The organism is Paucibacter sp. DJ2R-2, assembly GCF_025717675.1.
Lineage (GTDB): Bacteria > Pseudomonadota > Gammaproteobacteria > Burkholderiales > Burkholderiaceae_C > Paucibacter_A.
In genome coordinates, this window is the sequence record NZ_JAJIRT010000003.1 from 431,989 (window position 1) to 456,899 (window position 24,911).

The following is a 24,911-nucleotide window of genomic DNA, read 5'->3' on the forward strand; positions in this document are numbered from 1 at the left end:
CCTCAGGCAGTCCGGGTGGTGCTGGCCGCGCGCGGGGTTTCGGAGTTCTGGCCCGCTTCAAACAAGCTCAGTCGGCTGGCCGCCAGATGCACGCGCTGACCGCTGTAGAGGCTCAGGACCTCGGCGCGCTCGCGGCTCAGCTCTGCTTCCAGGTGCTGGCCTTTGGGGCCGAGCAGCTCAACGCGAGCGCTGGCGCCAAAGCTCAGCACGCGCTCCACCGTGGCCGACAGGCCTTGGGCATCCGGCGCAGTCAGGATTTGCAGCTCATGCGGGCGGGCATAGGCCTGCACCGGGCCGGTGGTGTTGAAGGTGGCGCCGTGCTGCAGCTGGTGTTCGCCGATGTGGACCACGCCGTTCTCGGCATGGCCCTCGAAGCGGTTGACCGCACCGAGGAAGCCGTAGACAAAAGGCGTGGCCGGCTTTTCATACACCTCTTGCGGCGTGCCGATTTGTTCGACGCGGCCATGGTCCATCAGCACTACGCGGTCGGCCACTTCCAGGGCTTCTTCCTGGTCGTGGGTGACGAAGACGCTGGTGATGTGCAGTTCGTCGTGCAGGCGGCGCAGCCAGCGGCGCAGTTCCTTGCGCACCTTGGCGTCGAGCGCACCGAAGGGCTCGTCCAGCAGCAGTACGCGTGGCTCCACGGCCAGGGCGCGGGCCAGGGCGATGCGCTGGCGCTGGCCGCCGCTGAGCTGGGGCGGGAATCGGTCGGCCAGCCAGTCCAGCTGAACCAGGCTCAGAAGCTCATGGACCTTTTTGCGGATCACCGCCTCGCTGGGCCGCTCCTTGCGCGGCTTGACGCGCAGGCCGAAGGCCACGTTCTCAAACACCGTCATGTGGCGGAACAGGGCGTAATGCTGGAACACAAAGCCGACCTGGCGCTCGCGCACATGGGTGTCGGAAGCGTCGTCGCCGTCCAGCAAGACCTGACCCCGGTCGGCCGTTTCCAGGCCGGCAATGATGCGCAAGAGCGTGGTCTTGCCGCAGCCCGAGGGGCCCAGCAGGGCGACCAACTCGCCGGAGGGGAAGTCGAGGCTGACGTCGCCCAGGGCCGTGAAGGCGCCGAAGGACTTGTGGATGTTGCGGACTTGGATGCTCATGTCGATGCTTCCTTCAGGGATCGGTGGGCGCGCCACTCGACGAATTGCTTGAGAACCAGGGTCACCAGGGCCAGCAGGGCCAGCAAGGACGCGACGGCAAAGGCGGCGGCGAACTGGTACTCGTTGTAAAGAATTTCCACGTGCAGAGGCAGGGTGTTGGTGTAGCCTCGGATGTGGCCGGACACCACCGAGACGGCGCCGAACTCGCCCATGGCGCGCGCATTGCAAAGAATCACGCCGTAGAGCAGGCCCCACTTCACATTGGGCAAGGTGACGCGCCAGAAGGTCTGCCAGCCGGAGGCGCCGAGCACGGTGGCGGCTTCTTCCTCGTCGCGGCCCTGCGCCTGCATCAGCGGGATCAGCTCGCGCGCCACGAAGGGGAAGGTCACGAAGATGGTGGCCAGCACGATGCCTGGCACGGCGAAGATGATCTTCACATCGTTCGCCTGCAGCCAGGGCCCGAACCAGCCTTGCGCGCCGAACAGCAGCACATAGACCAGGCCTGCCACCACCGGTGAGACCGAGAAGGGCAGGTCGATGAAGGTGATCAGGAGTTGCTTGCCGCGGAAGTCATGCTTGGCCACGGCCCAGGCGGCGCTGACGCCAAAGACCAAGTTCAAGGGCACCGAGATGAAGGCCGCGATCAGGGTCAGTTTGATGGCGGAGACCGCATCGGCCTCGACCAGGGCAGCGATGTAGACATCCCAGCCTCTGCGCAAGGCCTCGTGGAAAACAGCCACCAAGGGCAGCAGCAGGAAGAGAAAGAAAAAGCTCAGGCCCAGGGTGAGCAGAGTCCAGCGCACCCAGGGAGCCTCTCGGGTGGCGGGGTTGCTCTGGTAGCGGCCGCCGCTGCTCTTTTGCGGCACGCCCAAGGCGGAAACGATGCCAGCCATTATTTGCGTCCTTCCTGTCCGTTGCGGCGCGAGCTCCAGGCTTGCAGGCCATTGATGGCCAGCAGCAGCACGAAGCTGAACATCAGCATCACCGCGGCAATCGCCGTGGCGCCGACATAGTCGTATTGCTCCAGCTTGGAGATGATCATCAGCGGCGTGATTTCGCTGACCATGGGCAGATTGCCGGCAATGAAGATCACCGAGCCGTATTCGCCCACGGCGCGCGCAAAAGCCAGGGCGAAGCCGGTCAGCAGGGCCGGCGTCAGCGTCGGCAGAACGACCAGGCGGAAGGTCTGCCAGCGGTGCGCGCCCAGCGAGGCGGCGGCTTCTTCGAGCTCGGTCTCCATGTCCTCCAGCACCGGTTGCACCGTGCGCACGATGAAGGGCAGGCCGATAAAGATCAGGGCCACCAGAATGCCCAGCGGCGTGAACGCCACCTTGATGCCATAAGGCGCCAGCAGCGAGCCGAGCCAGCCATTGCCGGCGTACAGCGCGGTCAGCGCGATGCCGGCCACGGCCGTGGGCAAGGCGAAGGGCAGGTCGATCAGCGCGTCCACCAGCTTCTTGCCCGGGAACTCATAGCGCACCAGGCTCCAGGCCAGGATCAGGCCAAAGACCAGATTGATGGCGGCCGCCAGCAGCGACAGGCCGAAGCTGAGCTTGTAGGAAGCCACCACCCGCGGCGCACTGGCTGCGGCCCAAAAGGCCTCGGCGCCATGGCCTGCCGACTTGATGAACACCGCTGAGAGCGGGATCAGGATGATCAGGCCGAGGTAGAAGAGCGTGAAACCCAGGGTCAAGCCGAAGCCGGGCAGCACGCGGCGCTTGGCCCGGCGCTGGCCCGGCTCCAGCGAAGGCAGCCCGGCCGGACCGGCGCTGCTGGTGATTGCGTGAGAACTCATGAGAAGCGATTCCAGCCCTGAGGTTCAGCGCTTGATGCCGGCGACGATCTGGTCGTACTGGCCACCGTCGGCAAAGTGGGTCTTGCTGACCTTGGCCCAGCCGCCCAGCAATTGGTCGACACTGAACAACTTGATCGGCGCGAAGCGCTTTTCTTCGCGCTTGAACACGGCCGCATCACGCGGGCGGAAGTTGTGGCGGGCGATGATGGACTGGGCCTCGGGCGTGTAGAGGAAGTCCAGGTAGGCCTTGGCGGTGGCGGCTGTGCCTTTCTTGGCGGCGACCTTGTCGTTGATGGCCACGGGCGCGTCGGCTTCAATCGAAACGCTGGGGTTGACCACCTCGAACAAGCCCTTGCCGAATTCGTTTTCGATCAGCTCGGCTTCCGATTCAAAGGTCAGCAGCACGTCACCGATGCCGCGCTGGGTGAAGGTGGTGGTGGCACCGCGGCCACCGCCGTCCAGCACCGGCACATTGGCGAAGATCTTGCTCACCAGCTCCTTGGCCTGCGCTTCAGAGCCGCCCTTGGCCAGCACGCTGCCCCAGGCCGCCAGGTAGCTGTAGCGGCCGTTGCCGGTGACCTTGGGGTTGGGGATGATGACCTGCACACCGGCACGGGTCAGGTCGTTCCAGTCCTTGATGCCCTTGGGGTTGCCTTTGCGAACCAGGAACAGGATGGTGGAGCTGTAGGGGGCCGCGCCGTTGGGGAAGCGGTTGCGCCAGTCGGCCGGGGTGAATCCTTTTTCGGCCAGCACATCGACGTCGGTGGCCTGATTCATGGTCACCACATCGGCTTCCAGGCCGCCGATGACGGCACCGATCTGCTTGCTGGAGCCGCCGTGCGATTGGTTGATGGTCAGGGTCTTGCCGCTCTTGGCCTGGTACTGCTTGATGAAGGCCGGGTTGATCTCTTTGTAGAGCTCGCGGCTCACGTCGTAGGACACGTTCAGCAAGGCATCGGCTGCGCCTTGGGCTTGCGCAGCGGCGGGCATCAGGCTCCAGGCCAGCAGGGCGGTGGCGGCCAGGGCAACGGTGCGGCGGGAGGTCTTGTCCATGATGTGCGGCGGGGCAGGGCATGCCCGTATGTGAGGTCGGACCCGCACTGTGCCTGCCGCTCTTTATTCATGGAACAATAGTTTTTTAATTTGTTTATCTGCGAATCGAATAACGAGCTGAATTGAAAGCCGGCCACCGGCTGCAGGAGTTCGGGCGCTGCTGTCGGCCGCCAGAGGGCGTGAAGCTCCTCTGATTCACTTGGAGCCCACGGTGACCCAGCGCCATTCCAACCAGTTGTCCGGCCGGTGCACCACCTCAACATTGCTGCGCGCTGCCCAGGGGATGAACTGGCGGTGCAGCGGGATGTAATGCACCTGTTCGGCCTGACGCCGGAAGGCCTGCTTGATCAGCTGCTGACGCTTGGCCTCATCGGGCTCCTTGCTGGAGGCGGCGACCAGGGCATCGAGCTCATCGTCCTTGAAATTGCCGCGGTTGTACTCGCCCACGCCCTTCTCGCCGCGGTTGCGGAAATGCGAGGTGAAGATGCTCTCGGGGTCGGTGATGGAGCCGCCCCAGCCGAACAGATAGGCCGAGGTGTCCAGCTGCTCCAGCTTGCTGAAGATCAGGCCCTTGGGCTGGGCGTTCACGCGGGTTTTGATGCCGAGCTTGGCCCATTGCGAAGCCAGGGTCATGCAGATGCGCTCGTCGTTGACATAGCGGTTGTTGGGGCAGTCCAGTGTGAACTCAAAGCCGTTGGCGTAGCCGGCCTCGGCCAGCAGCTTCTTGGCGGCCGCCAGGTCGTAGGGCAGGCGGGCCTCCAGGGCCGGGTCCTTGAAGCTGCCCAGGGGCGAGGGCACCAGGGCACCGGTGGGCGCGGATTGGCCGTTCATCAGCTTGGTCTTGATCAGCTCAATGTCGATGGCCTGGTAGAGCGCGCGCCGCACCCGCACATCCTTGAAGGGGTTCTTGCCCTTGACATTGCTATAGAGCAGCTCATCGCGACCCTGGTCCAGGCCGATGAAGATGATGCGGTTCTCGGGGCCGTTGATGATCTTGACGCCGGGCGTGCGCGACAGGTTTTCCAGATCACGCGGCGAGGGGTCGAGCACGAAGTCCACCTCGCCCGAGACCAGGGCGGCCGTGCGGGTGGCGTCGCTTTTGATCGGCGTGTAAATCACCTCCTGCACATTGCCCTCGATCTGGCCCCAGTACTTGGGGTTGCGCTTGAACACCGTCTTGCTGTCGGGCGCGCGGCTGACCAGCATGAAGGGGCCGGTGCCATTGGCGTTGAAGGCGGCGTAGGACTCCTCTTTGGATGAGAAATCCTGGGTGCGCGTGGCCTTGTGGGCCTCGGCCCAGCCGCGGCTCATGATGTAGAGGGTGGCCAGATGCTGCAAAAAGACTGGGTTCACCTGCGGCAGCTTGAACTCCACCGTCAGCTCGTCCACCTTGCGCGGCTCGCCCACCGCATTGGCATACATGGCGATCTGCGAGCTGGGCTGCTGGGCGCGCTGGATGGAGAAGACCACATCGTCGGCCGTGAAGGGCCGGCCGTCATGGAACTTCACGCCGGGGCGCAGCTTCAGGCGCCAGCTCTGCGGGCCCAGCTGCTTCCACTCGGTGGCCAGTTGCGGCACCAGGTTCAGCTGTGGGTCGCGGGTGACCAAGAACTCGTAGATCTGGCCGTTGACGGTGTTGGTCAGGGTTTCGTTCTGCGCATAGGGGTCCAGTGTCAGCGGGTCGCCAGCGCTGGCCCAGCGCAGGGTCTGGGCATGGGCCGGGGCCGGGGCCGGGGCCGGGGCCAGCAAGCCCAGGGCGGCACTCAAGAGACAGGCCAGCAAGGGCGATTTCATGAAGGGGACTCCGGGGAACAAAAGCAGGTGGGCATGGGGGAGGGGCGGCAGTGTACGCAAACCGCTCCCTCGGCGTGCCCCGAGTGGCCAATGGTCGCAGCTTTGCCATTGCCATTGCGAAGATCGTCTTGCGAAAAGCTTCGTAGACAAGGAGACTGCTATGCGGTTTGAATGCCGGGCTGATGGCCGGAGCAGACCCCTCCGGTCTCAAGACCGGCCCAGCGCCCCTCAATGCATCCACGGAGCCGCGACCCATGACACGTTTGACCGCCCAGGATTTCTCGCCCGAGATCCTCCAGCTCTTCGACCACTATGTGCACGGGGGGCTCAGCCGCCGTGGCTTTCTGGACCAGGCCCAGCGCGCCCTGGGCAGCGCGGCCGCGGCCACGGCCACCCTGGCCGCTCTGTCGCCGCGCTTTGCGGTCGCCCAGCAGGTCAAGCCCGACGATGCGCGCATCAGCACGCGCTGGCTGGAGATCGATTCGCCGCAGGGCAATGGCCGAGTGCGTGGTTATCTGGCCCGGCCCGCCGGCGCCAAGGGCCGCCTGCCTTCGGTGCTGGTGGTCCATGAGAACCGCGGCTTGAACCCGCATATCGAGGACATCACGCGCCGCCTGGCCTTGGACGGCTTCCTGGCGTTTGCGCCCGATGCCCTGTTCAATCTCGGTGGCTATCCCGGCGACGAAGACAAGGCGCGCGAGCTCTTCGGCAAGCTCGATGCCGGCAAGACCCGGGCCGATTTCGTGGCCGCGGCCCGCGCGCTGCAGGCCTTGCCTGAGGGCAATGGCCGTGTGGGCGTGGTCGGTTTCTGCTTCGGCGGCGGCATCGCCAATTACCTGGCCACCCAACTACCCGATCTGGCCGCTGCCGTGCCTTTCTATGGCGGCCAGCCACCGGCCGAGGAAGTGGCCAAGATCAAGGCGCCACTGCTGATCCATTACGCCGCCCAGGACGAGCGCATCAACGCCGGTTGGCCCAAGTACGAAGCCGCGCTCAAGGCGGCCGGGGTGCCGTTTGAGGCGCACATCTACGCCGGCACTCAGCATGGCTTCAACAACGACACCACGCCGCGCTTCGACGCCGAGGCGGCTAAGCTGGCCTGGCAGCGCACGGTGGACTTTTTCAAGGCCAAGCTGGCTTGATGTTGATGCATTGATGAGCTTGTCAGGGCAAGGTCATGGGCAGGCGGCGATGATCTGCCGCTGCGTGTTTGTTTCAACTCCATTCCCCGCTTGCCCATGACTGATCTGAGCTCCTTCGCCATCACCCGCAAATGGCCGGCCCGCCACCCTGAGCGCTTGCAGCTCTACTCGCTACCGACGCCCAACGGAGTCAAGGTGTCGATCGCGCTGGAGGAGCTCGGTCTGCCCTACGAGGCGCACCGGGTCAGTTTCGACAGCCAGGACCAGTTGTCATCCGAGTTCCTGTCTCTGAATCCGAACAACAAGATTCCTGCCATCCTGGACCCGCAGGGGCCGGGTGGCGCGCCGCTGGCGCTGTGGGAATCCGGCGCGATCCTGGTCTATTTGGCCGAGAAGACCGGGCAGCTTTTGCCCACCGATGCGGCGCGCCGTTATGAGACTTTGCAGTGGCTGATGTTCCAGATGGGCGGCGTCGGCCCGATGTTTGGCCAGCTTGGCTTCTTTCATAAATTTGCCGGCAAGGACTATGAAGACAAGCGTCCGCGCGATCGCTATGTGGCAGAGTCGCGCCGCTTGCTGGCTGTCCTGAATCAGCGCCTGACGGGCCGCAGCTGGCTGATGGGCGATGACTACACCGTGGCTGACATTGCGGTGTTGCCCTGGGTCAGCAATCTTCTGAACTTCTACGGCGCTGGCGACCTGGTCGGCTTTGCAGATTTTCCCGAGGTCGACCGGGTGCTGCGCAGCTTTTTGGCACGCCCGGCCGTGCAGCGCGGTTTGCTGCAGCCAGGCACGCCCTGAGCGCCAGCCCCTCCAATGGGGGCCCTCTTTGGAGTTAGAGCGAAATGCAGCGCCGGCGCGCACAGTGCACCGCAAGCGGGATGTTCCGCGGCGCACAGGAGCTCATCATGCATTTCGAAGAAGTCGACACCGGTGACTACCGCATCTACGCCGGGGCCATGAATCGCCTGAATAGCTATGGCTATGTGGCCGCCGTGGTGGTGGTTCGTGTGCGCGGCCAGCAGGCGCGGCAGGAGGCCTTTCGGGATGAAAGCCTGGCGGGAGGTTTTGGCTGGTCTTCGCCGGCCGAGGCCCTGCGCTTTGCCATCAATGCCGGCCGCGACTTTGTGATGTGCCGGGTCGGCGCTCTGGCCTGAAACTTTGGCCCGCGTTGTGGCCTGTGGTTGAAAAGCGCCGTTCACTGGGGCGGGCGGCAGTCGCCCAAGGTCGATAAACCGCTGTTCGTCGCCTCGACGCCGGCAAAGCCTTGGTCGCCGGGCGCAGTGCGGCTACGCTGGCCGCATGTTGAAAGTTCCCTCTCCGCTGAGCCGTTCGGTTGCAAGCTCTAGCAGCGCCACCAGCCCGATCGGTGGGCTGCACCCGCCGGCCGAGCTGGCCGAGTCGGCCGTGCTCAGTCAAGGCGAAGCCTGGCAGGCCTTTCTGGCCTATCTGAACCCCAGCCGGGTCTTGTCGACCTTGGGCTTGGCCGGCTTTGCGGCCTTGCTCTTGTCGCCGATCTTCGCCACCAGCTTCCCGGTGCTGCTGGGCCGCACGCTCTTCGTGGGCCTGCTTGGTCTGCTGGCTTTTGCTGCAGCGGGCCATTGGCCCCGCCGCTTGCCCAAATGGTTGGGGCGCTGGCTGATGCAGGTCCTGGCCGTGGTGCTGATGGTGCCCACCGCCACCTTGGTGGTGTATCTGGTGGCGGTCGGCGGCGATCTGCAGCGTTTGCTGAACAGTGAGAACCGCATCTTTGGCTTCCTCTGGATCGCGGGTTCCGGCCTGCTGGTGGCACCTTTGCTCGCCATGGGCGCGCTCTACCGGCAGCGCGACGCCGAGGCACGCAGCCAGGCCTTGCGTTTTGAGCTGGAACGCAGCGAACTCGAGCGTCAGGCCCTCGATGTACGCCTGCGTCTGTTGCAGGCCCAGGTGGAGCCGCACTTCCTGTTCAACACCCTGGCCAATGTGCGTGCCTTGGTCGAGACCGGCAGCCCGCAGGCGGCGCCGGTGCTGCGCAGCCTGATCGCCTACTTGCGCGCAGCCATGCCGCGCCTGCAGAACGAAGCGGCCACGCTGGGCGACGAGCTGACCCTCGTGCGTGCCTATCTCGAGCTGATGCATCTGCGCATGCCCGACCGGCTCAGTTTCGAGATCCAGCTGCCTCAGACCATGGAGGCCTTGCGCTTCCCGCCCATGGCCTTGCTGACCTTGGTGGAGAACGCGGTGCGCCATGGCATCGATCCCAGCGAAGAGGGCGGCCATATCGAACTCGGCGCCGCGCGCGAGGGAGATTCTGGACCGGCGCGGCTCTGGGTCAGCGACAGCGGCATCGGACTGCAGCAGGACGGCGGCAGCGGTACCGGTTTGCGCAATCTGCGCGAGCGCCTCAAGGTCTTCTACCCGGCCGGCGCCCAGCTGACCCTGAGTGAAAATTCGCCGCACGGCTTGCGCGCCGAGATCGAGTTCCAGCCATGAATCCAAACCCCTTGCCGAATACGCCCGAGCACCCCGCACAGGCCACAGGGCCCACGGCCTTGGTCGCCGATGACGAGCCGCTGCTGCGCGACAGCCTGGTGCGCGCACTGGCGCAGGCCTGGCCTGAGCTTCAGGTGCTGGGTCAGGCGCGCAATGGCCGCGAGGCGGTGGAGAAGTTCGAGCAGCTGCGGCCCGATATCGTCTTTCTCGATGTCCATATGCCGGGCATCAATGGCGTGGAAGCAGCGCGCCAGCTGGCTCGGCGCGCCCACATCGTGTTCGTCACCGCCTATGAGCAGTACGCCGTCCAGGCCTTCGAGCAAGGGGCTTTGGACTACTTGGTCAAGCCGGTCGAAGAGGCGCGTCTGGCCGACACCGTGGCCCGGCTCAAGCAGCGATTCGCCGAGAAGCCGCAGCAGTTGCAACAGCCGCAGGCCGCGGAGCAGTCCGCGGCGGCGCTGGATGCTGTGCTCGCCCAGCTGCTGGAGCGGCTCCACCGCTCGCCGACGGCGAGCGCGGCCATGCCCTCAGACGCGGTGGCAAGCATCTCGTCGCCCGCCTCGCCGGCCGGGCCGTTTTTGCAATGGATACGCGCCTCGGTCGGCGCCAGTTTGAAGCTGATCCCGGTCGACGAGATCATCTATTTGCGCTCGGACGAGAAGTACACCCTGGTGGTCTGGCCCGAAGGTGAGGCCTTGATCCGCACGCCCATCCGTGAGCTGATGGAGCAGATCGACCCGCAGCGTTTCGCCCAGGTTCACCGTTCGGTGGTGGTCAATCTGCATGCCATCAGCCATGTCACCCGCGGGCCCAACGAGACCGCCGATGTGCACCTGAAAGCCCGGCCCGAGGTGCTGCCGGTCAGCCGCAGCTATTTGCATCTGTTCCGGCAGATGTGAGCGCCGCGTTCAGTGCACTGTTCAGTGCCGGGTCAGTTCCTGCTCAGCGCCCGCTGGCCGGTGCGGTGACCACCACCGGGTCCAGGCGCCAGAGCACTGGCGTCTTGCCTTCCGGCGTGAAGAACCAGCTCTCGACCACGCCGACGAGGATCAGCAGCAGCAGGGCCACGAGCAAAGCCGTGTGCAGACCGCCTTCCGAAAACACATGAATGTTCTTGCGGGCCATGATGCGCTCCTTGCGAGTGGAAAAAACGCCGATCGGACCGCTCAACTTTAGGCTCGCTCTCGCCTCAGGTCCAGGCCTGTTACCGGCCTGCCGGCCATGAAAAAAGCGGCCGAAGCCGCTTTGTCTAAGGAGCGAGGGATTGAGGTTTAGATCGCCTCGCTGCGCGCCATCAGCCAGGCCAGGCCCGCGCCGCTGAGCAGCGGCGCCAGGCGGCGGCGCACTTCGGCGTGGTACTGGTTCAGCCAGGCGATTTCATCGGCGCGCATCAGGCTCAGGTCCAGGCAGCGGGTTTCGATCGGGCACAGGGTGAGGGTCTCGAAGTGCAGCATCTCGCCAAACTGGCCTCGCTCGGGCGTGTCCAGGCCGGTGTTGAGCACCAGGTTCTCGATGCGCACACCCCATTGGCCCGGGCGGTAGAGGCCCGGTTCGATCGAGGTGATCATGCCGTGCTCCATGGCCATGGTCGCGTCGGGCACGGCCTTGGAGATGCTTTGCGGGCCTTCATGGACGTTCATGAAGTAGCCGACACCGTGGCCGGTGCCGTGGCTGTAGTCCAGGCCATGCTCCCACAGCGGGCTGCGTGCCAGCACGTCCAGCATGGGGCTGAGCGTGCCGCGCGGGAAGCAGGCGCGCGAGAGGTTGATCGTGCCCTTGAGCACCAGGGTGTAGTCGCGCTTTTGCGCGGCGCTGACCTCGCCGATGCCCCAGACGCGGGTGATGTCGGTGGTGCCGCCCAGGTACTGGCCGCCCGAGTCGATCAGCAGCAGGCCGTTGCCTTCGATCACGCTGTGCGAGGCGGGCGTGGCGCGGTAATGCGGCATGGCGCCATTGGCATTGAAGCCGGCGATGGTGGGGAAGCTCAGGCCCTTGAAGCCGGGGCGGCGGGCGCGTGCGGCCGTCAGCTCTTCGTCGATGGTCAGTTCGGTGATGCGCTGCTGGCCCAGGGCGCCTTCCAGCCAGGCGTAAAACTCGCACATGGCGGCGCCGTCTTGCTCCATGGCTTCGCGCACAAAGGCCGCTTCGGCGGCGGTCTTGCGGCTCTTGGCCAGGGTGCTGGGGTTGATGGCTTCGCGGATGCTGGCGCTGGCCGGCACGGCTTGGCGCAGGCCGAAGGTGACGCGCTTGGGGTCCATCAGCACGCGCGCATCGGCCGGCAGGGCGGCCAGGGCGGTGGCGGCCTCAGCGTAGGGGCGCAAGCTCACGCCGTCAGCGGCCAGGCGGGTCTGCAGGGCGGCGTCGATCTTGCCTTCGGCCACAAAGAGGGTGGCGGCTTGCGCGTCCAGCAGCACATGGGCCATGAAGACCGGGTTGTAGTCGACGTCGGCACCGCGCAGGTTCAGCAGCCAGGCGACATCGTCGACGCTGCTGATGAAGTGGTGGCTGCAGCCTTGGGTGGCCACGGCGGCGCGGATGGCGGCCAGCTTGTCGGCGCGGCTGACGGTGGCCTGCGGTGCGGCGTGTTCCCAGACCGCGCTGTCGGGCAGGCCCGGGCGCTCGGCCCAGACTTCGTCGACCAGGTCGATGTCGGTGCGCAGCGTGATGCGGGCCTCTGCCATGGCCGTGCTCAGCAGGCGAGCCAGGGCCAGGCCCAGCACCTGGCCGTCCACAGCCAGGGTCTGGCCGGCTTGCAACTGGGTGGCAATCCAGGCGATGTAGTCGGTGGCTGCGCCACTCATGACCTTGACCAGCTCGATGCCGGTGCCGGCCAGCTCGGTCTCGGCCTGGGTCCAGTAGCGGCTGTCGGCAAAAATGGCGGCGCGCTCGCGCGTCACCACCAGCGTGCCGACCGAGCCGGTGAAGCCCGACAGCCACTGGCGTGCCTGCCAGCGCTCGGGCAGGTATTCGGACAGATGCGGGTCGGCCGAAGGCACCAACACGGCTTGCGCATTGTTGCTCTGCAGGGCGTCGCGCATCTTTTCAATGCGCAGGGTCAGGGTGGAAGTGCGGGCGTCCATGGTCTGGTCTCCGAAGCGGTCGAGCGGCGCGGGTGTGTGCCGGAAGTGGGCGGAATTGTAGGTGGCACGGACTAGCCCAGGGGCAGGGCTAATGCCAACACAGGCCGTCTTCAGGCGGGCGGCAGCCGCAGTTCGAACAAGCAGCCGCCTTGGGCGTGGTTGTGGGCGCTGATGGATCCGCCATGCGCGGCCATGATGCGGCGCGAGATCGCCAGACCGAGGCCGATATTGCCAACACCGGGCTTGTGGTCGCGGCCCTGCACAAAGGGCGCGAACACCAGATCGAGCTCGGCCGGCGCAATCCCGGGGCCGTGGTCGCGCACGCTCAAGCACAGGCCGGCGACGTCCTGGCTGGCACTCAACTCGACGCTCGATCCTTTGGGGCTGAAGCGCAAGGCGTTGTCCAACACATTGCGCAAGGCCTGCTGCAGGCGTGCCGGTTCGACCGCGGCGCGCAGCTCCTGCGGCGGCAGCTGCAGGTTCAGTTGCACGCCGGCCTGCTCGGCCTGGGGCTGAAGCTCGCGTGACAGGGCGATCAGCAATGGGCTCAGGTCCTGCACCGTCAAGCTGAGCTGGCCCCCGGTGCTTTCCAGCCGGGACAGGTCGAGCAGCTTGTCCACCAGCTCGAGCATGCGCTGGCTGGCAGCATGGATGCGCGCGAACATGTCCTGCAGGCGCGGCGTTTCTCCGCTGCGGCCCACCCCCAGCTCCGAGAAGCCGATGATGCTTTGCAGCGGCGTGCGCAGCTCGTGGCTCATATGGGTGACGAATTCGCTCTTGACGTTGTTGGCCCGCTCGGCAGCATCGCGTGCTTCGCGGGTCTGGCGTTCGGCCTCAACAAAGCGGCTGATGTCGATGGCACTGCCCAGCACACCAGCGGTGCGGCCCTGGGCGTCGGTGAAGACGGTGCGGTGGGTCAGCAGATGGCGCCCGTCCTCCTGCATTTCCAACTGCTCGCTGCCGCCGCTGCGCAGCAGGCGCGTGTCTTGCTCCTCGGCCTGATGGGCCAGCGTGGCCGGGCGCAGCTCGCTCAGGCGGCGGCCCAGGGCCAAGTCTTTGTCGACCCCGGCCATCTCGCTCCAGGCCTGGTTGACCATGACAAAGCGCAGGCCCAGGTCTTTGGCAAAGATGGGAATCGGACAGACGTCGATCAGCCGGGCCGTGAAATCGAGCTGGGCCTGCAGGCGCTGGCGCGCATCCTCGCGCTCGGTCACATCGATGGCAAAGCCGACGAAGCCACCAATCTGGCCGTTGTCCTGACGCACCGCGGTGACACTGACCTCCAGCACCCGTTGGCGCCCTTGCTGGCCTTGCAGGCGCAAGGCGATGGGCAGATTCAGCAAGGCATTGCTCGGGTGGAAGAGGCTGCGCGCACGCGCCTGGTCACGCGGGTCGATCAAGGCCTCGAACTGGGTGCCCAGCTTCGCGCCCTGCTTGCCCAGGAAATCGGCATGGTTGACGAACTGCAGCCGGCCTTCGGCGTCGGTTTGAAACATCAACTCCTGCACGCTGCTGATCAAGAGTCTTTGCTCGCCTTCCTTGCGTGCCAGGTCGGCATGTGCGGCCTGCAGGTCTTGGCGGGCCAGGTCATAGGCGGCCAGGGCCCGCCAGGCCAGCGCGCCCAGCATGGCCATCAGGGCCAGACCAGCCAGCAAGCTCAGGCCGACCACCTGAGCGCGTTGGGCGAAGTCCTCGGCCAGCAGGCTTTGCGAGCGCTCGACGATCAGCACCCAGGGGTAGTTGCGTGTGAGGCGGTAGCTGCCCAGCGCCGGCTCGCCGTCCAGGCCATCGGCCGTGCTGTAGCTGCCGAATTCCCGGGCTTTCAGCAGGCTTTTGAACACCTCGTGGGAGGGCAGCAGGCTGCCTGGTGCCAGATGGAGGGTCTGGTTTGCCGCGATCAGCTGGCCCTCGAGATTGAACAAGCCCACACGATGGCCGCTTTGCCCGAGCTGCCGCTCGAACAGGTTGGCAAAGTAGTCGGGGTTGAGCACTGCAATCAAATGCCTGGCCCCTTGGCTCTGCTTCACAGGCATGCTGAAGGCCAGCAGCGAGGCGCCCGAGGCCGGCACCTTGTCCTGCACCTCATACAGGTCCCGCCCGGCGATCAAGCTGCCCAGGCCAGGGACACCACCGCTGGGCAGCAGCCGGGCCAGCTCCACCACGTGGCCTTGGTTGTCCGGGTTGCTGCTGGCCAGCACCAGCCCGCGCTCATCAAGCAGGGAAAAGCTGCGCACAAAGGGCAGGTTGCTCAAGCTCTGGTAGAGCAGGCCGGCGATGGCCCGGGCGTTCTCCGGGTTCGCAGCCAGGCCTTGCAGGCTGCGTGCCACGCCTTGCAAGGCCAGCTCAGAGCTGCCCAGGGCCTGATTGCTCTGGACTTCCAGGGTGTGGGCGTAGAGATTGCAGTGTTCGCTTTCGGCCTGACGCTCTTGCTTGTTGACCAGCCAGAGAAAGCCCGCGCCAAGCAGCACCAGGGCCAGACTCAGCAAGCTGCAGCCCCAGATGGCCATCCGGCCGTTCACCCAGGCGGGCAGTTGCGGTGCACGGGGGCTGTTCATGAAGGCCAAGCGGGAAGCGCTGGGGGTTAGCGCTTCAGCACGATGTCGCTCAGCCCATGCTTGCGGGCCGCCGCGCTCAGGCGCCCGTCGCCCTGGATGGCGCTGACGAAACCGTTCAAACGCTGCAACCATTCCTCGTCACCGGGCTTGGCGGCATAGGCGTACGGCATGACCGAAAAGGGCGTGGGCGGCGACACCAGGCGTGCCCAGTCGGCCTTGTCCAGCAGGCGGCGGCTGTAAGGGTAGTCGGTCATGAAGATGTCGACTCGGCCCGCTTCGAGCTCCTGTTCGCGTGTTTGCGGGGGGCGAATCACCACCGTCTGCGCCTGCTTCAGCCAGGCGCTGACGATGGGCTCCATGAAGGTGCCGGCCTGCACCGCCACCTTGACACCGGGCTTGTCGATGTCGGCCCAGCTGCGGATGCTGCGGCTGGACCGGGTGGTGATGCCGTAGACATCGCTCTGCAAATAGGGTTTGCTGAAGCTCAGCTGTTGGCGCCGCTCGGCCGTCATGCCAATGGCGAACATGGCGACATCGCAGCGATCACTGCGCAGGTCCTCGATCAAGCTGGCGAAGGACGATTCGACACGCTCCAGCTTGACGCCCAGGTCCTGGGCCAGGGCGGCGGAGAGGTCGATGTCAATGCCGATCAGCTCCTGCGTGCGCGGGCTGCGGAAGGTGACGCCGTAATAGGCTGGCCAGATGCACACGCGCAGCAACTGGCTGCGCTGCACGCGTGTCAGGACCTCTCCGGCCTGGGCCGGGACTGGAGCGGCGCTCAGGAATGCCAAACAGCCCAGGCCGGCCAAGACAGGAGCAAAGCCTGGAATACGAATCGAACTGCGCATGACAAAAACCCCTGTGTGCGGCATGCATTCAGGCACCTTTGCGGGGGCCGTACAGGGCCCGGTGCTCCCACGGGCTGCCGTCTTCGGCGACTGTATAGCAAAGCCCAGGGCGTTTAGGTCATGGAAAGGGCGGAGAAGCCGGCCTGAACAGGCTTTGTCGCCCGATCGATCTCACAGTTCCGTGCGCAGCGCCCACAGCTCGGGGAAGAGCACCGTGTCCAGCATCTTGCGCAGGTAGGACACGCCCGAGGTGCCGCCCGTGCCGCGCTTGAAGCCGATCACCCGCTCAACCGTGGTGACATGGCGGAAGCGCCAGAGCCGGAAAGCGTCTTCCAGGTCGACCAGCTCCTCACCCATCTGATACAGGTCCCAGTGCTGCTCGGGGCTGCGGTAGACCTCCAGCCAGGCGGCCTTGACGCCTTCGCTGGCGGCATAAGGCTGGGTCCAGTCGCGCTCCATGGCTTCGGCCGGCACGCTGATGCCGCGGCGCTGCATCAGGCGGATCGCCTCGTCGTAGAGCGAGGGCGCGCGCCAGGCGGCTTCTACCTCGGCCAGCAGATCGGGCCGGTGGGCGTGGGGCTTGAGCATGGCCGCGTTCTTGTTGCCCAGCATGAACTCGATGCGGCGGTACTGCGCGCTTTGGAAACCGCTGCTGTTGGACAGGTAGGGGCGGATGGCCGTGTACTCGGGCGGCGTCATGGTGGCCAGCACATCCCAGGCATGGACCAGCTGTTCCATGATCTTGGACACCCGGGCCAGCATCTTGAAGGCCTCGGGCAGACGGTCGGCCGCCACACAGGCCACGGCCGCCTGCATCTCGTGCAGCATCAGCTTCATCCACAGCTCCGAGGTCTGGTGCTGGACGATGAAGAGCATCTCGTTGTGCTCGGGCGAGAGCGGATGCTGGGCGCTGAGGATCTGGTCGAGCTTGAGGTAATCGCCGTAGCTCATGTCTTTCGAGAAATCGAGCTGAGCGCCTTCCTCTTTGACAATCTGCTCGGTCCGGCCCGTCTGGCCTTCGTGATGGTGCGGGCAGCTCATGTCACGGCTCCCTGGCGTGCGAATTCGGGGCGCTGCCACTCTTCGGTCTTGAGCACCTGGTAGAGGTGCTCCACGGCGGCATAGACGTCCGCAAAGCCGATGTAAAGCGGTGTGAAGCCGAAGCGCAGGATGTGGGGAACCTCGTCGAGTCGGGCCGGGTCACCGGCGCGGAAGTCGCCGATCACGCCGCGCGCGATCAGGGCCTGGATCACCGCATAGCCGGCATGCTGCAGCGGTGCGGCCAGGCTCAGGCAGACCTGGCTGCCGCGTTGCTCAGGCTTGCGCGGCGAGGCCAGGCGCACACCCAGGGCGCCGCAGCGTTCTTCGGCCAGGGCTATGAAGAGCTCGGTCAGCGCGATGCTCTTTCTGCGCAGCGCGGCCATGCCGCCCAGGCTCTCGGCCGCCAGCACCGTGTCGACCCCGCATTCCAGCGCCGCGGTGGACAGCATGGCCGGCGTGCCGCAGATATAGCGCTTGATGCCGGGGGCGGGCTGGTAGTCCGGCGTGAACTGGAAGGGTGCGGCATGGCCCAGCCAGCCCGAGAGCGGCTGCCAGAAGCGATCGGCATGGCGCGGGTGGGCCCACACAAAAGCCGGGGCGCCGGGGCCGCCGTTCAGGTATTTGTAGCCGCAGCCGACGGCGAAGTCGGCATCCGCCCCCTTCAGGTCCACCGGCACGGCGCCGGCCGAGTGGGCCAGGTCCCAGATCACCAGGGCGCCGGCCGCGTGGGCGGCGGCGGTCAAGGCCTTCATATCGTGTTTGTAGCCGGTGCGGTAGTTGACCTCGGTGATCATCAGCACGGCCAGATCGGCGTTCAGCGTGCCGGCGATCTCGTCCACGCTGTCCACCAGATGCAGGCGCGCGCCATGCTGGCGGGCCAGGCTTTCGGCGATGTAGAGGTCGGTCGGGAAGTTGCTGCGCTCGGAGACGATGAGCTTGCGCGCCGGGGCATCCGCTTGCGCGATGCGCAAGGCAGCGGACAGCACCTTGTAGAGGTTCAGCGAGGTCGAGTCGGCCACCACCAGCTCGCCCGGGCCGGCGCCCACCAATCGGGCGATCTTGTCGCCGATCTTGCCGGGCAGGTCCATCCAGCCGGCCGTGTTCCAACTCTTGATCAGGTCCTGGCCCCATTCGCGCAGGATCACCTCCTGCACGCGGCCCAGGGTGGCGCGCGGCAGCACGCCCAGGGAATTGCCGTCCAGGTAGATGACGCCGGGCGGCAGGTCGAACTGCTGGCGCAGCTCGCGCAAGGGGTCCTCTTGGTCGAGGACGTCGCAGTCTTGCAAGGTGGTCATGGTCGTGTCTCCAGGGGAAAGTCGAAATCAGTGGGTTCGTTCAGAGCGCGCGCAGCACGGCGCGCACCGGCGAGGCGCAGGCGCCGGCCAGTTTCAGGGGCAGGGCGATCAGCTCGTAGTCGCCCTCGGGCACCTCGTCCAGCACCAGGTTCTCCAGCACGCGCAGGTCCAGTCGCAGCAGCTGCTGGTGACTGTCCAGGCTCTTGCTGCTGGCCGGGTCCACCGAGGGCGTGTCCAGGCCGATCAGGCGCACGCCGCGCGCGGCCAGCCAGGCCACGGTCTCGGGCGCGAAGGCGCTGAAATCAGGGTTCCAGACCGTGTCGGCGCGCTCGCAGCAGCGCACCAGAACGCGCGGTGGCAGGCCATCGGCCGCATGCTGCACATGTTCGATGCGGATCAGCGGCCCGCAGCCGATCGCATGGATCACGCGGCAGGGGCCCAGATAGGCGTCGAGCGCCACGTTGGCCGCGTCGGCGGCATCGTTGGCGTAGTGCAAGGGCGCATCGGCATGGGCGCCGACATGAGGCGACATGGTCAGCGCGCTCAGATTGACCGGGCAGTCGGGCGAGAGCCGTGCCGTCCAGTTCAGGCGGTAGGGCTCGTCGCCGGGAAAGATCGGGGCCTCGGGCGAGACCGTGGGCGAGATGTCCCAGAGTGTCTTGGGCGGCATGTGTGGGGTGCTCTCAGTGATTCATCAACAGCTCAAACATTGCGGCCAGTCCCCGGGGGAGGGGGGCAAGCTCACAGCGGGCGAGACCTTAACAAGGCCTGAAAGCGCGTGGTGTCGGTTAATTCCAACATCTGCTCACGCGCATCCAGCGCCGGGTTTGAAGCGAAATCTGAAGCCAGATTGAACAGGGTAAGTCCCGATCCGGCAAGTTCAGAATAATTGTTGACGCTTAAACTATCAAGGCCTAAAGTGCGTCGCAAGTTCACAGATTCAGCGGGAGCAGAGCATGCGCATCACCTGTATCGGCGGCGGCCCAGCCGGCCTGTATTTCGCTCTGCTGATGAAGCAGCAAGACCCCAGCCATGAGATCACCGTGCTGGAGCGCAACCGCCCCGGTGACACCTTCGGCTGGGGCGTGGTCTTCTCCGACCAGACCCTGGGCGCCATGCGTGAAGCCGATGCGCCCACGGCCGAGGCCATCCTGACCGCCTTCAACCATTGGGACGATATCGATGTGCACATCGCCGGCCGCAGCATGCGCTCGGGCGGCCATGGTTTTTGCGGCATCGGCCGCATGAAGCTGCTGAACATCCTGCAAACGCGCTGTGCCGAGCTGGGTGTGAAGCTGGTCTACGAACATGATGTGCAAGACGATGAAGGCGTGGATGCGGATCTCATCATCGCCTGCGACGGCCTGAACAGCCGCATCCGCCAGAAGTACAGCGCCACCTACCAGCCCGACATCGATCTGCGCCAATGCCGCTTTGTCTGGCTGGGCACGACCAAGCTCTTCGACGCCTTCACTTTCGATTTCCAGAAGACCGAGCATGGCTGGTTCCAGGCCCATGCCTACAAGTTCGACGAGACGCACTCGACCTTCATCGTCGAGACGCCCGAGTCAGTCTGGCAGGCCGCTGGCCTGGAGGCCATGAGCAAGGAAGAGGGCATTGCCTTCTGTGAGCGCCTGTTCGCCAAGGTGCTGGACGGCCACTCGCTGATCAGCAATGCCTCGCACCTGCGTGGCTCGGCACAGTGGATCCGTTTCCCGCGCGTGGTCTGCAAGAACTGGGTGCATCACAACGGCCGTGCGCCCGTGGTGCTGATGGGCGATGCCGCCCACACCGCGCACTTCTCCATCGGCTCGGGCACCAAGCTGGCGCTGGAAGACGCCATCGCCCTGGCCCGAGACATTGGCGAGGCCGGCGGTGATCTGACGCGCGCCTTGGAGGTCTATCAGGCCAGCCGCAGCATCGAGGTGCTGCGCATCCAGAACGCCGCGCGCAACTCCACCGAATGGTTCGAGAACGTCGATCGCCATGCCCATCTGGCGCCCGAGCAGTTTGCCTATTCCCTGCTGACCCGCTCGCAGCGCATTTCGCACGAGAACCTGCGCCAGCGAGACGCCGGCTATGTGGGCCGCTTCGAGGCCTGGCTGGCAGCGCAGAGCGGCCTGCCCGAGCAGGCCGTGCCGCCCATGTTCACGCCTTTCCGCCTGCGTGGCTTGACGCTCAAGAACCGCGTCGTGGTCTCGCCCATGGCGCAGTACTCCTGTGTCGATGGTGTGGTCGGCGACTACCACCTGATGCACCTGGGCGCGCGCGCCACCGGCGGCGCCGGCCTGGTCTTTGCCGAGATGACCTGCCCTTCGGCCGATGGCCGCATCACGCCGGGCTGCCCCGGCCTCTACACCGATCTGCAGGGCCTGGCCTGGCAGCGCATCGTGGACTTCGTGCACACGCACAGCAGTGCCAAGATCGCCATGCAGCTGGGTCACGCCGGCGCCAAGGGCTCGACCCGGCGCGGCTGGGAGGGCATCGACCAGCCGCTGGAAACCGGCAACTGGCCTTTGATCTCGGCCTCGCCCCAGCAGTACCTGGCCGCTGTGAGCCAGACCTCGCGCGCCATGGATCGCGCCGATATGGACCGGGTGCGCGATGACTTTGTCGCCGCCGCCCGCCGCGCAGCCGCGGCCGGATTCGATTGGCTGGAGCTGCACTGCGCCCACGGCTACTTGCTTTCCAGCTTCCTCTCGCCGCTGACCAACCACCGCGAGGACGAGTACGGCGGTTCGCTGGAGAACCGCCTGCGCTATCCGCTCGAGGTCTTCCGCGCCTTGCGTGCGGTCTGGCCGGAGGAGCGGCCGATGTCGGTGCGCATCTCCGCCCATGACTGGGTGCCCGGCGGCAACACGCCGGAAGACGCGGTGCTGATCGCGGCGGCCTTCAAGGCGGCCGGCGCCGACCTGATCGATGTGTCCTCGGGCCAGGTCAGCAAGCAGGAGAAGCCCACCTACGGCCGCATGTGGCAGACCCCGTTCTCCGAGAGCATCCGCAACCGCGTCGGCATCGCCACCATGGCCGTGGGTGCCATCTCCGAGGCCGACCATGTCAACAGCATCATCGCGGCCGGCCGGGCCGACCTGTGCGCCATCGCCCGCCCGCATCTGGCCAACCCGGCCTGGACCCTCAGCGAAGCGGCGCGCATCGGCTACCAAGCGGGGCCCGGTCTCGACTGGCCGCGCGCCTACCTCTCGGCCAAGCCGCAGCTGGAAAAGGAGTTCGAGCGCCAGCGCGCTCAGCAGGCCTCGGCCAGCGCGGGCCTGAGCGCACAAGAGCAGGCCAACAAGGCCTTGGGGGTCTGAGCCATGGCTGGCAACTTTCCGCCTCTGGTTCAGCAACCGTTGCAAGGCCTGCACGCCGTGGTCACCGGCGGTGGCAGCGGCATTGGCGCGGCCATTGCGCAAAGCCTGCTGCAGGCCGGCGCCCGCGTCACCTTGATGGGCCGCAACCACGAGCGCCTGCAGGTGCAGCAGCTGGCCCTAGCGGCCCTGGGCGAGGTGGGGTTTCAGATCGTCGATGTCGGGGATGAGGTCAGTGTGCAGCGCGCCTTCGCCGCCGCCACGGCGCTGGCGCCGGTGGACATCCTGGTCAACAACGCGGGCCAAGTGGAAACCGCGCCGATCTCGCGCACCTCGCTGGAGCTCTGGCAGCGCATGCTGCAGGTCAATCTGACCGGCACGTTTTTGTGCAGCCGCGAGGTCTTGCCGGTGATGACGGCGCGCGGCTTCGGCCGCATCATCAATGTGGCCAGCACCGCTGCCTTGACGGGTTATGCCTATGTGGCGGCCTACTGCGCCGCCAAGCATGGCGTGCTGGGCCTGACCCGTGCCATGGCCCAGGAAACGGCCAAGAAAGGCGTCACCGTCAACGCCGTCTGCCCAGGCTACACCGAGACTGACATCGTCGACCGGGCGGTGCAGACCATCATGCAAAAGACCGGCCGCAGCGCCGAGGAGGCGCGCGCCGAGCTGGCCGCCGGCAACCCGCTGGGCCGCCTGATCCAGCCGCAGGAAGTGGCGGCCACGGTGCTTTGGCTGGCGCGCCGTGACAGCGCGGCCATCAACGGCCAAGCGATCTCGGTCTGCGGGGGCGAGCTGCCATGACAAGCATGACAAGCGCCCTCGGTCCCGCCGAGCTGGACCCGGGCCTGGACCTGGGGCCGGATCTGGAATCGCGGGTCATCGACGACCACCACCAGGCGCTCAAGCTCTGGCTGCGCCTGCTGGCCTGCACCAACCGGGTGGAGGGCGTGATCCGCAAGCGCCTGAGCCAGGATTTCGCCACCACCTTGCCGCGCTTCGACCTGCTGGCCCAGCTGGAGCGCCACCCCGAAGGCCTGGCCATGCGCGAGCTCTCGCAGCGCCTGATGGTGACCGGCGGCAACATCACCGGCATCACCGACCAGCTCGAATCCGAGGGCCTGGTGGTGCGCGAGGCCCATCCCAGCGACCGTCGCTCTTTCACCGTCAAGCTCACGCCGCAAGGCCGGCGCCAGTTCAAGCGCATGGCGGCCACGCATGAGCAATGGGTGGTGGAGCTGCTGGGTGGCTGGTCGGCCGAGCAGAAGACGGAGCTCTACGGCCTGATGGCCGTCTTGAAAAATCATCTGGGTGCGCTGGATGCTGCCGCAGCGGCGACCGCCGCGGCCACCAGCCCCGTGAGCAAGGAGAAAAAGAAATGACGGAACGCGCCATGAGCGAACACCTGCGCGAGGGCAACCGCCAGAGCCTGGAGGGCTACATGCCCCAGCACTTCGGTTGGGCCCAGCACGGCGATGTGGGCCTGATCACCCTGAACCGGCCCGAGCGCAAGAACCCGCTGACCTTCGAGAGCTATGCCGAGCTGCGCGATCTGTTTCGCCGCCTGAGCTATGTCGATGAAGTGCGCGCCATCGTCGTGCAGGGCGCGGGCGACAACTTCTGCAGCGGCGGCGATGTGCACGAGATCATCGGCCCGCTGACCACGATGAGCATGCCCGACCTGCTGGCCTTCACCCGCATGACGGGCGATCTGGTCAAGGCCATGCGCGCCTGCCCGCAGCCGGTGATCGCCGCCATCGACGGCGTCTGCGCCGGCGCCGGCGCCATCATGGCCATGGCCTCGGACCTGCGCGTCGGCACAGCGCGCAGCAAGACTGCGTTTCTGTTCACCCGCGTCGGCCTGGCCGGCTGCGATATGGGCGCCTGCTCCATCCTGCCGCGCATCGTCGGCCAGGGCCGCGCGTCTGACCTGCTCTACAGCGGCCGCAGCCTGGGCGGCGAGGAGGGCTTGAGCTGGGGCTTCATGAACCGCCTGGTTGAGCCCGAGCGTCTGCTGCCCGAGGCCCTGGAATGGGCGCAGCAGATCGCTGGTGGCCCGGCCTTTGCCCACGCCATGACCAAGAAGATGCTGCACCAGGAGTGGGCCATGGGCGTGGACGAGGCCATCGAGTCCGAAGCCCAGGCCCAGGCCATTTGCATGATGACGCAGGATTTCCATCGCGCTTACTACGCCTTCGTGGCCAAGCAGCGGCCCGAGTTTCAGGGAGACTGAGCGATGAGTGAGTCGATGGCAAACCCCGCGCTCAAGCACCTGGAGTGGCCGTTCTTTGAACCGCGCCACCGCGAGCTGGCGGCACAGCTGGACGCCTGGTGCGCCGAATTTCTGCACAGCGGCCATGGTGCCGATGTGGATGCCGAGTGCATCAGCCTGGTGCGCGCCCTGGGGCAGGGTGGCTGGCTGCGCCATGCGGTGGCCGGCACGGCGCTTGGTGGCGCGGCGGAGGTGATCGACACCCGCGCCATCTGCCTGCTGCGTGAAACCTTGGCTCGCTACAACGGCCTGGCCGATTTCGCCTTTGCCATGCAGGGCCTGGGCTCAGGCGCGATCTCGCTGGCGGGCACGCCCGAGCAACGAGCGCGTTATCTGCCGGCCGTGGCGCGCGGCGAGAAGCTGGCGGCTTTTGCCCTGTCCGAGCCGCAGGCTGGCTCCGATGTGGCGGCCCTGCAGTGCAGCGCGCGGCTGGACGGTGACAGCTATGTCTTGAACGGCGAGAAGACCTGGATCTCCAACGGGGGCATTGCCGACTTCTACGTGGTGTTTGCTCGGACTGGGGAAGCGCCCGGTTCGCGCGGCATCAGCGCCTTCATCGTCGATGCCGGCACGCCGGGCTTCGAGATTGCCGAGCGCATCGAGGTGATTGCGCCGCACCCGCTGGCGCGGCTGAAATTCAGCGACTGCTGCATCCCGGCCAGCCAGCGCATCGGCGCGCCGGCTGAAGGCTTCAAGATTGCCATGCGCACCCTCGACGTCTTCCGCACCTCGGTGGCCGCCGCCGCCCTGGGCTTTGCGCGGCGCGGCCTGCAAGAGGGCCTGGCCCAGGCCAAGAGCCGGGCCATGTTCGGTGCCCATCTGGCCGATCTGCCCCTGGCCCAGGCCAAGCTGGCCGAGATGGCCTGCACGGTGGACAGCTCGGCCCTGCTGGTCTACCGCGCCGCCTGGCAGCGCGACCAGGGCCAGACGGTCACGCGCGAGGCGGCGATGGCCAAGCTCATGGCCACCGAGGGCGCGCAGCAGGTGATCGACGCCGCGCTGCAACTGCATGGCGGCCGCGGCGTGCGCAGCGGCGAAATCGTGGAATCGCTGTACCGGGAAATCCGTGCCCTGCGCATTTACGAGGGCGCGAGCGAGGTGCAGCAGCTGATCATCGGACGGGACTTGTTGAAATGAGCAACTCTGCCTCCAACAC

The 24,911-nt window shown here is 66.3% G+C and carries 23 protein-coding genes; 10 read left to right on the forward strand and 13 right to left on the reverse strand.

Annotated elements, in window-relative coordinates; all coding sequences use genetic code 11:
• Positions 1–2: 2 nt before the first annotated feature.
• From LNV28_RS11200 to LNV28_RS11220, 5 genes are all read right to left on the reverse strand, one after another.
• Positions 3–1,100: a sulfate/molybdate ABC transporter ATP-binding protein gene (locus LNV28_RS11200; protein ID WP_263519824.1), complete on the reverse strand. Its 1,098-nt coding sequence runs from the start codon at positions 1,098–1,100 to the stop codon at positions 3–5.
• Positions 1,097–1,993, reverse strand: a complete 897-nt coding sequence (gene cysW, locus LNV28_RS11205; protein ID WP_263519825.1) for a sulfate ABC transporter permease subunit CysW — start codon at positions 1,991–1,993, stop codon at positions 1,097–1,099. Before cysW ends, LNV28_RS11200 begins: the two co-directional genes overlap by 4 nt.
• The gene (cysT, locus tag LNV28_RS11210) at positions 1,993–2,895 is read right to left on the reverse strand and encodes a sulfate ABC transporter permease subunit CysT (RefSeq protein ID WP_263519826.1); all 903 of its coding nucleotides are present in this window, start codon (positions 2,893–2,895) and stop codon (positions 1,993–1,995) included. The genes cysW and cysT overlap by 1 nt, the downstream gene beginning before the upstream one ends.
• Positions 2,896–2,919: 24 nt before the next feature.
• Positions 2,920–3,948, reverse strand: coding sequence for a sulfate ABC transporter substrate-binding protein (locus tag LNV28_RS11215; protein WP_411910572.1), 1,029 nt, complete (start codon positions 3,946–3,948; stop codon positions 2,920–2,922).
• A 195-nt stretch (positions 3,949–4,143) separates the two neighbouring features.
• A complete protein-coding gene (locus LNV28_RS11220) occupies positions 4,144–5,742 on the reverse strand; it encodes an ABC transporter substrate-binding protein (RefSeq protein ID WP_263519827.1) in 1,599 nt (532 codons plus the stop codon).
• Between the two features lie 254 nt (positions 5,743–5,996).
• Between LNV28_RS11220 and LNV28_RS11225 the strand changes: the two genes are divergently transcribed.
• From LNV28_RS11225 to LNV28_RS11245, 5 genes are all read left to right on the forward strand, one after another.
• Entirely contained in the window at positions 5,997–6,884 is an 888-nt protein-coding gene (locus LNV28_RS11225; RefSeq protein ID WP_263519828.1) for a dienelactone hydrolase family protein, read from the forward strand.
• Positions 6,885–6,980: 96 nt separating this feature from the next.
• Positions 6,981–7,685 (forward strand): glutathione S-transferase N-terminal domain-containing protein, encoded by a 705-nt coding sequence (locus tag LNV28_RS11230; protein WP_263519829.1) that lies wholly within the window; start codon positions 6,981–6,983, stop codon positions 7,683–7,685.
• Positions 7,686–7,792: 107 nt separating this feature from the next.
• Complete coding sequence (locus LNV28_RS11235) at positions 7,793–8,041, forward strand: hypothetical protein (protein ID WP_263519830.1); 249 nt, start codon at positions 7,793–7,795, stop codon at positions 8,039–8,041.
• A gap of 145 nt (positions 8,042–8,186) precedes the next feature.
• Positions 8,187–9,356 carry a sensor histidine kinase gene (locus tag LNV28_RS11240; RefSeq protein ID WP_263519831.1) on the forward strand — a complete coding sequence of 390 codons (1,170 nt, stop codon included), beginning with the start codon at positions 8,187–8,189 and terminating at the stop codon, positions 9,354–9,356.
• Complete coding sequence (locus tag LNV28_RS11245; protein ID WP_263519832.1) at positions 9,353–10,255, forward strand: LytR/AlgR family response regulator transcription factor; 903 nt, start codon at positions 9,353–9,355, stop codon at positions 10,253–10,255. Before LNV28_RS11240 ends, LNV28_RS11245 begins: the two co-directional genes overlap by 4 nt.
• Before the next feature lie 43 nt (positions 10,256–10,298).
• On the opposite strand, the gene LNV28_RS11250 is transcribed toward LNV28_RS11245, so the two are convergent.
• The 8 genes from LNV28_RS11250 to LNV28_RS11285 form a co-directional block, all read right to left on the reverse strand.
• Positions 10,299–10,481: a hypothetical protein gene (locus tag LNV28_RS11250; RefSeq protein ID WP_263519833.1), complete on the reverse strand. Its 183-nt coding sequence runs from the start codon at positions 10,479–10,481 to the stop codon at positions 10,299–10,301.
• Between the two features lie 146 nt (positions 10,482–10,627).
• Positions 10,628–12,436, reverse strand: a complete 1,809-nt coding sequence (locus LNV28_RS11255) for an aminopeptidase P family protein (protein WP_263519834.1) — start codon at positions 12,434–12,436, stop codon at positions 10,628–10,630.
• Between the two features lie 110 nt (positions 12,437–12,546).
• On the reverse strand, positions 12,547–14,991 hold the full coding sequence (locus tag LNV28_RS11260; protein WP_263519835.1) for a sensor histidine kinase: 2,445 nt from the start codon (positions 14,989–14,991) through the stop codon (positions 12,547–12,549).
• Between the two features lie 26 nt (positions 14,992–15,017).
• Positions 15,018–15,839: an ABC transporter substrate-binding protein gene (locus LNV28_RS11265; RefSeq protein ID WP_263519836.1), complete on the reverse strand. Its 822-nt coding sequence runs from the start codon at positions 15,837–15,839 to the stop codon at positions 15,018–15,020.
• A gap of 171 nt (positions 15,840–16,010) precedes the next feature.
• Positions 16,011–16,880 (reverse strand): tryptophan 2,3-dioxygenase, encoded by an 870-nt coding sequence (gene kynA / locus LNV28_RS11270; RefSeq protein WP_263519837.1) that lies wholly within the window; start codon positions 16,878–16,880, stop codon positions 16,011–16,013.
• Positions 16,877–18,175, reverse strand: a complete 1,299-nt coding sequence (gene kynU, locus LNV28_RS11275; protein ID WP_263519838.1) for a kynureninase — start codon at positions 18,173–18,175, stop codon at positions 16,877–16,879. The genes kynA and kynU overlap by 4 nt, the downstream gene beginning before the upstream one ends.
• Positions 18,176–18,215: 40 nt before the next feature.
• The gene (gene kynB / locus LNV28_RS11280; protein WP_263519839.1) at positions 18,216–18,845 is read right to left on the reverse strand and encodes an arylformamidase; all 630 of its coding nucleotides are present in this window, start codon (positions 18,843–18,845) and stop codon (positions 18,216–18,218) included.
• A gap of 71 nt (positions 18,846–18,916) precedes the next feature.
• Positions 18,917–19,111 carry a hypothetical protein gene (locus LNV28_RS11285; RefSeq protein WP_263519840.1) on the reverse strand — a complete coding sequence of 65 codons (195 nt, stop codon included), beginning with the start codon at positions 19,109–19,111 and terminating at the stop codon, positions 18,917–18,919.
• Between the two features lie 20 nt (positions 19,112–19,131).
• On the opposite strand from LNV28_RS11285, the gene LNV28_RS11290 reads away from it, so the two are divergent.
• Genes LNV28_RS11290 through LNV28_RS11310 form a run of 5 tightly spaced genes read left to right on the forward strand, consistent with a single transcriptional unit; the run spans position 19,132 to position 24,892 of the window.
• A complete protein-coding gene (locus tag LNV28_RS11290) occupies positions 19,132–21,486 on the forward strand; it encodes a bifunctional salicylyl-CoA 5-hydroxylase/oxidoreductase (RefSeq protein ID WP_263519841.1) in 2,355 nt (784 codons plus the stop codon).
• Positions 21,487–21,489: 3 nt separating this feature from the next.
• Positions 21,490–22,287, forward strand: coding sequence for an SDR family NAD(P)-dependent oxidoreductase (locus LNV28_RS11295; RefSeq protein WP_263519842.1), 798 nt, complete (start codon positions 21,490–21,492; stop codon positions 22,285–22,287).
• A gap of 5 nt (positions 22,288–22,292) precedes the next feature.
• Complete coding sequence (locus LNV28_RS11300) at positions 22,293–22,865, forward strand: MarR family winged helix-turn-helix transcriptional regulator (RefSeq protein ID WP_263519863.1); 573 nt, start codon at positions 22,293–22,295, stop codon at positions 22,863–22,865.
• Positions 22,862–23,716 (forward strand): enoyl-CoA hydratase family protein, encoded by an 855-nt coding sequence (locus LNV28_RS11305; RefSeq protein WP_263519843.1) that lies wholly within the window; start codon positions 22,862–22,864, stop codon positions 23,714–23,716. The genes LNV28_RS11300 and LNV28_RS11305 overlap by 4 nt, the downstream gene beginning before the upstream one ends.
• Before the next feature lie 3 nt (positions 23,717–23,719).
• Entirely contained in the window at positions 23,720–24,892 is a 1,173-nt protein-coding gene (locus LNV28_RS11310; RefSeq protein ID WP_263519844.1) for an acyl-CoA dehydrogenase family protein, read from the forward strand.
• The last annotated feature ends 19 nt before the right edge of the window (positions 24,893–24,911 follow it).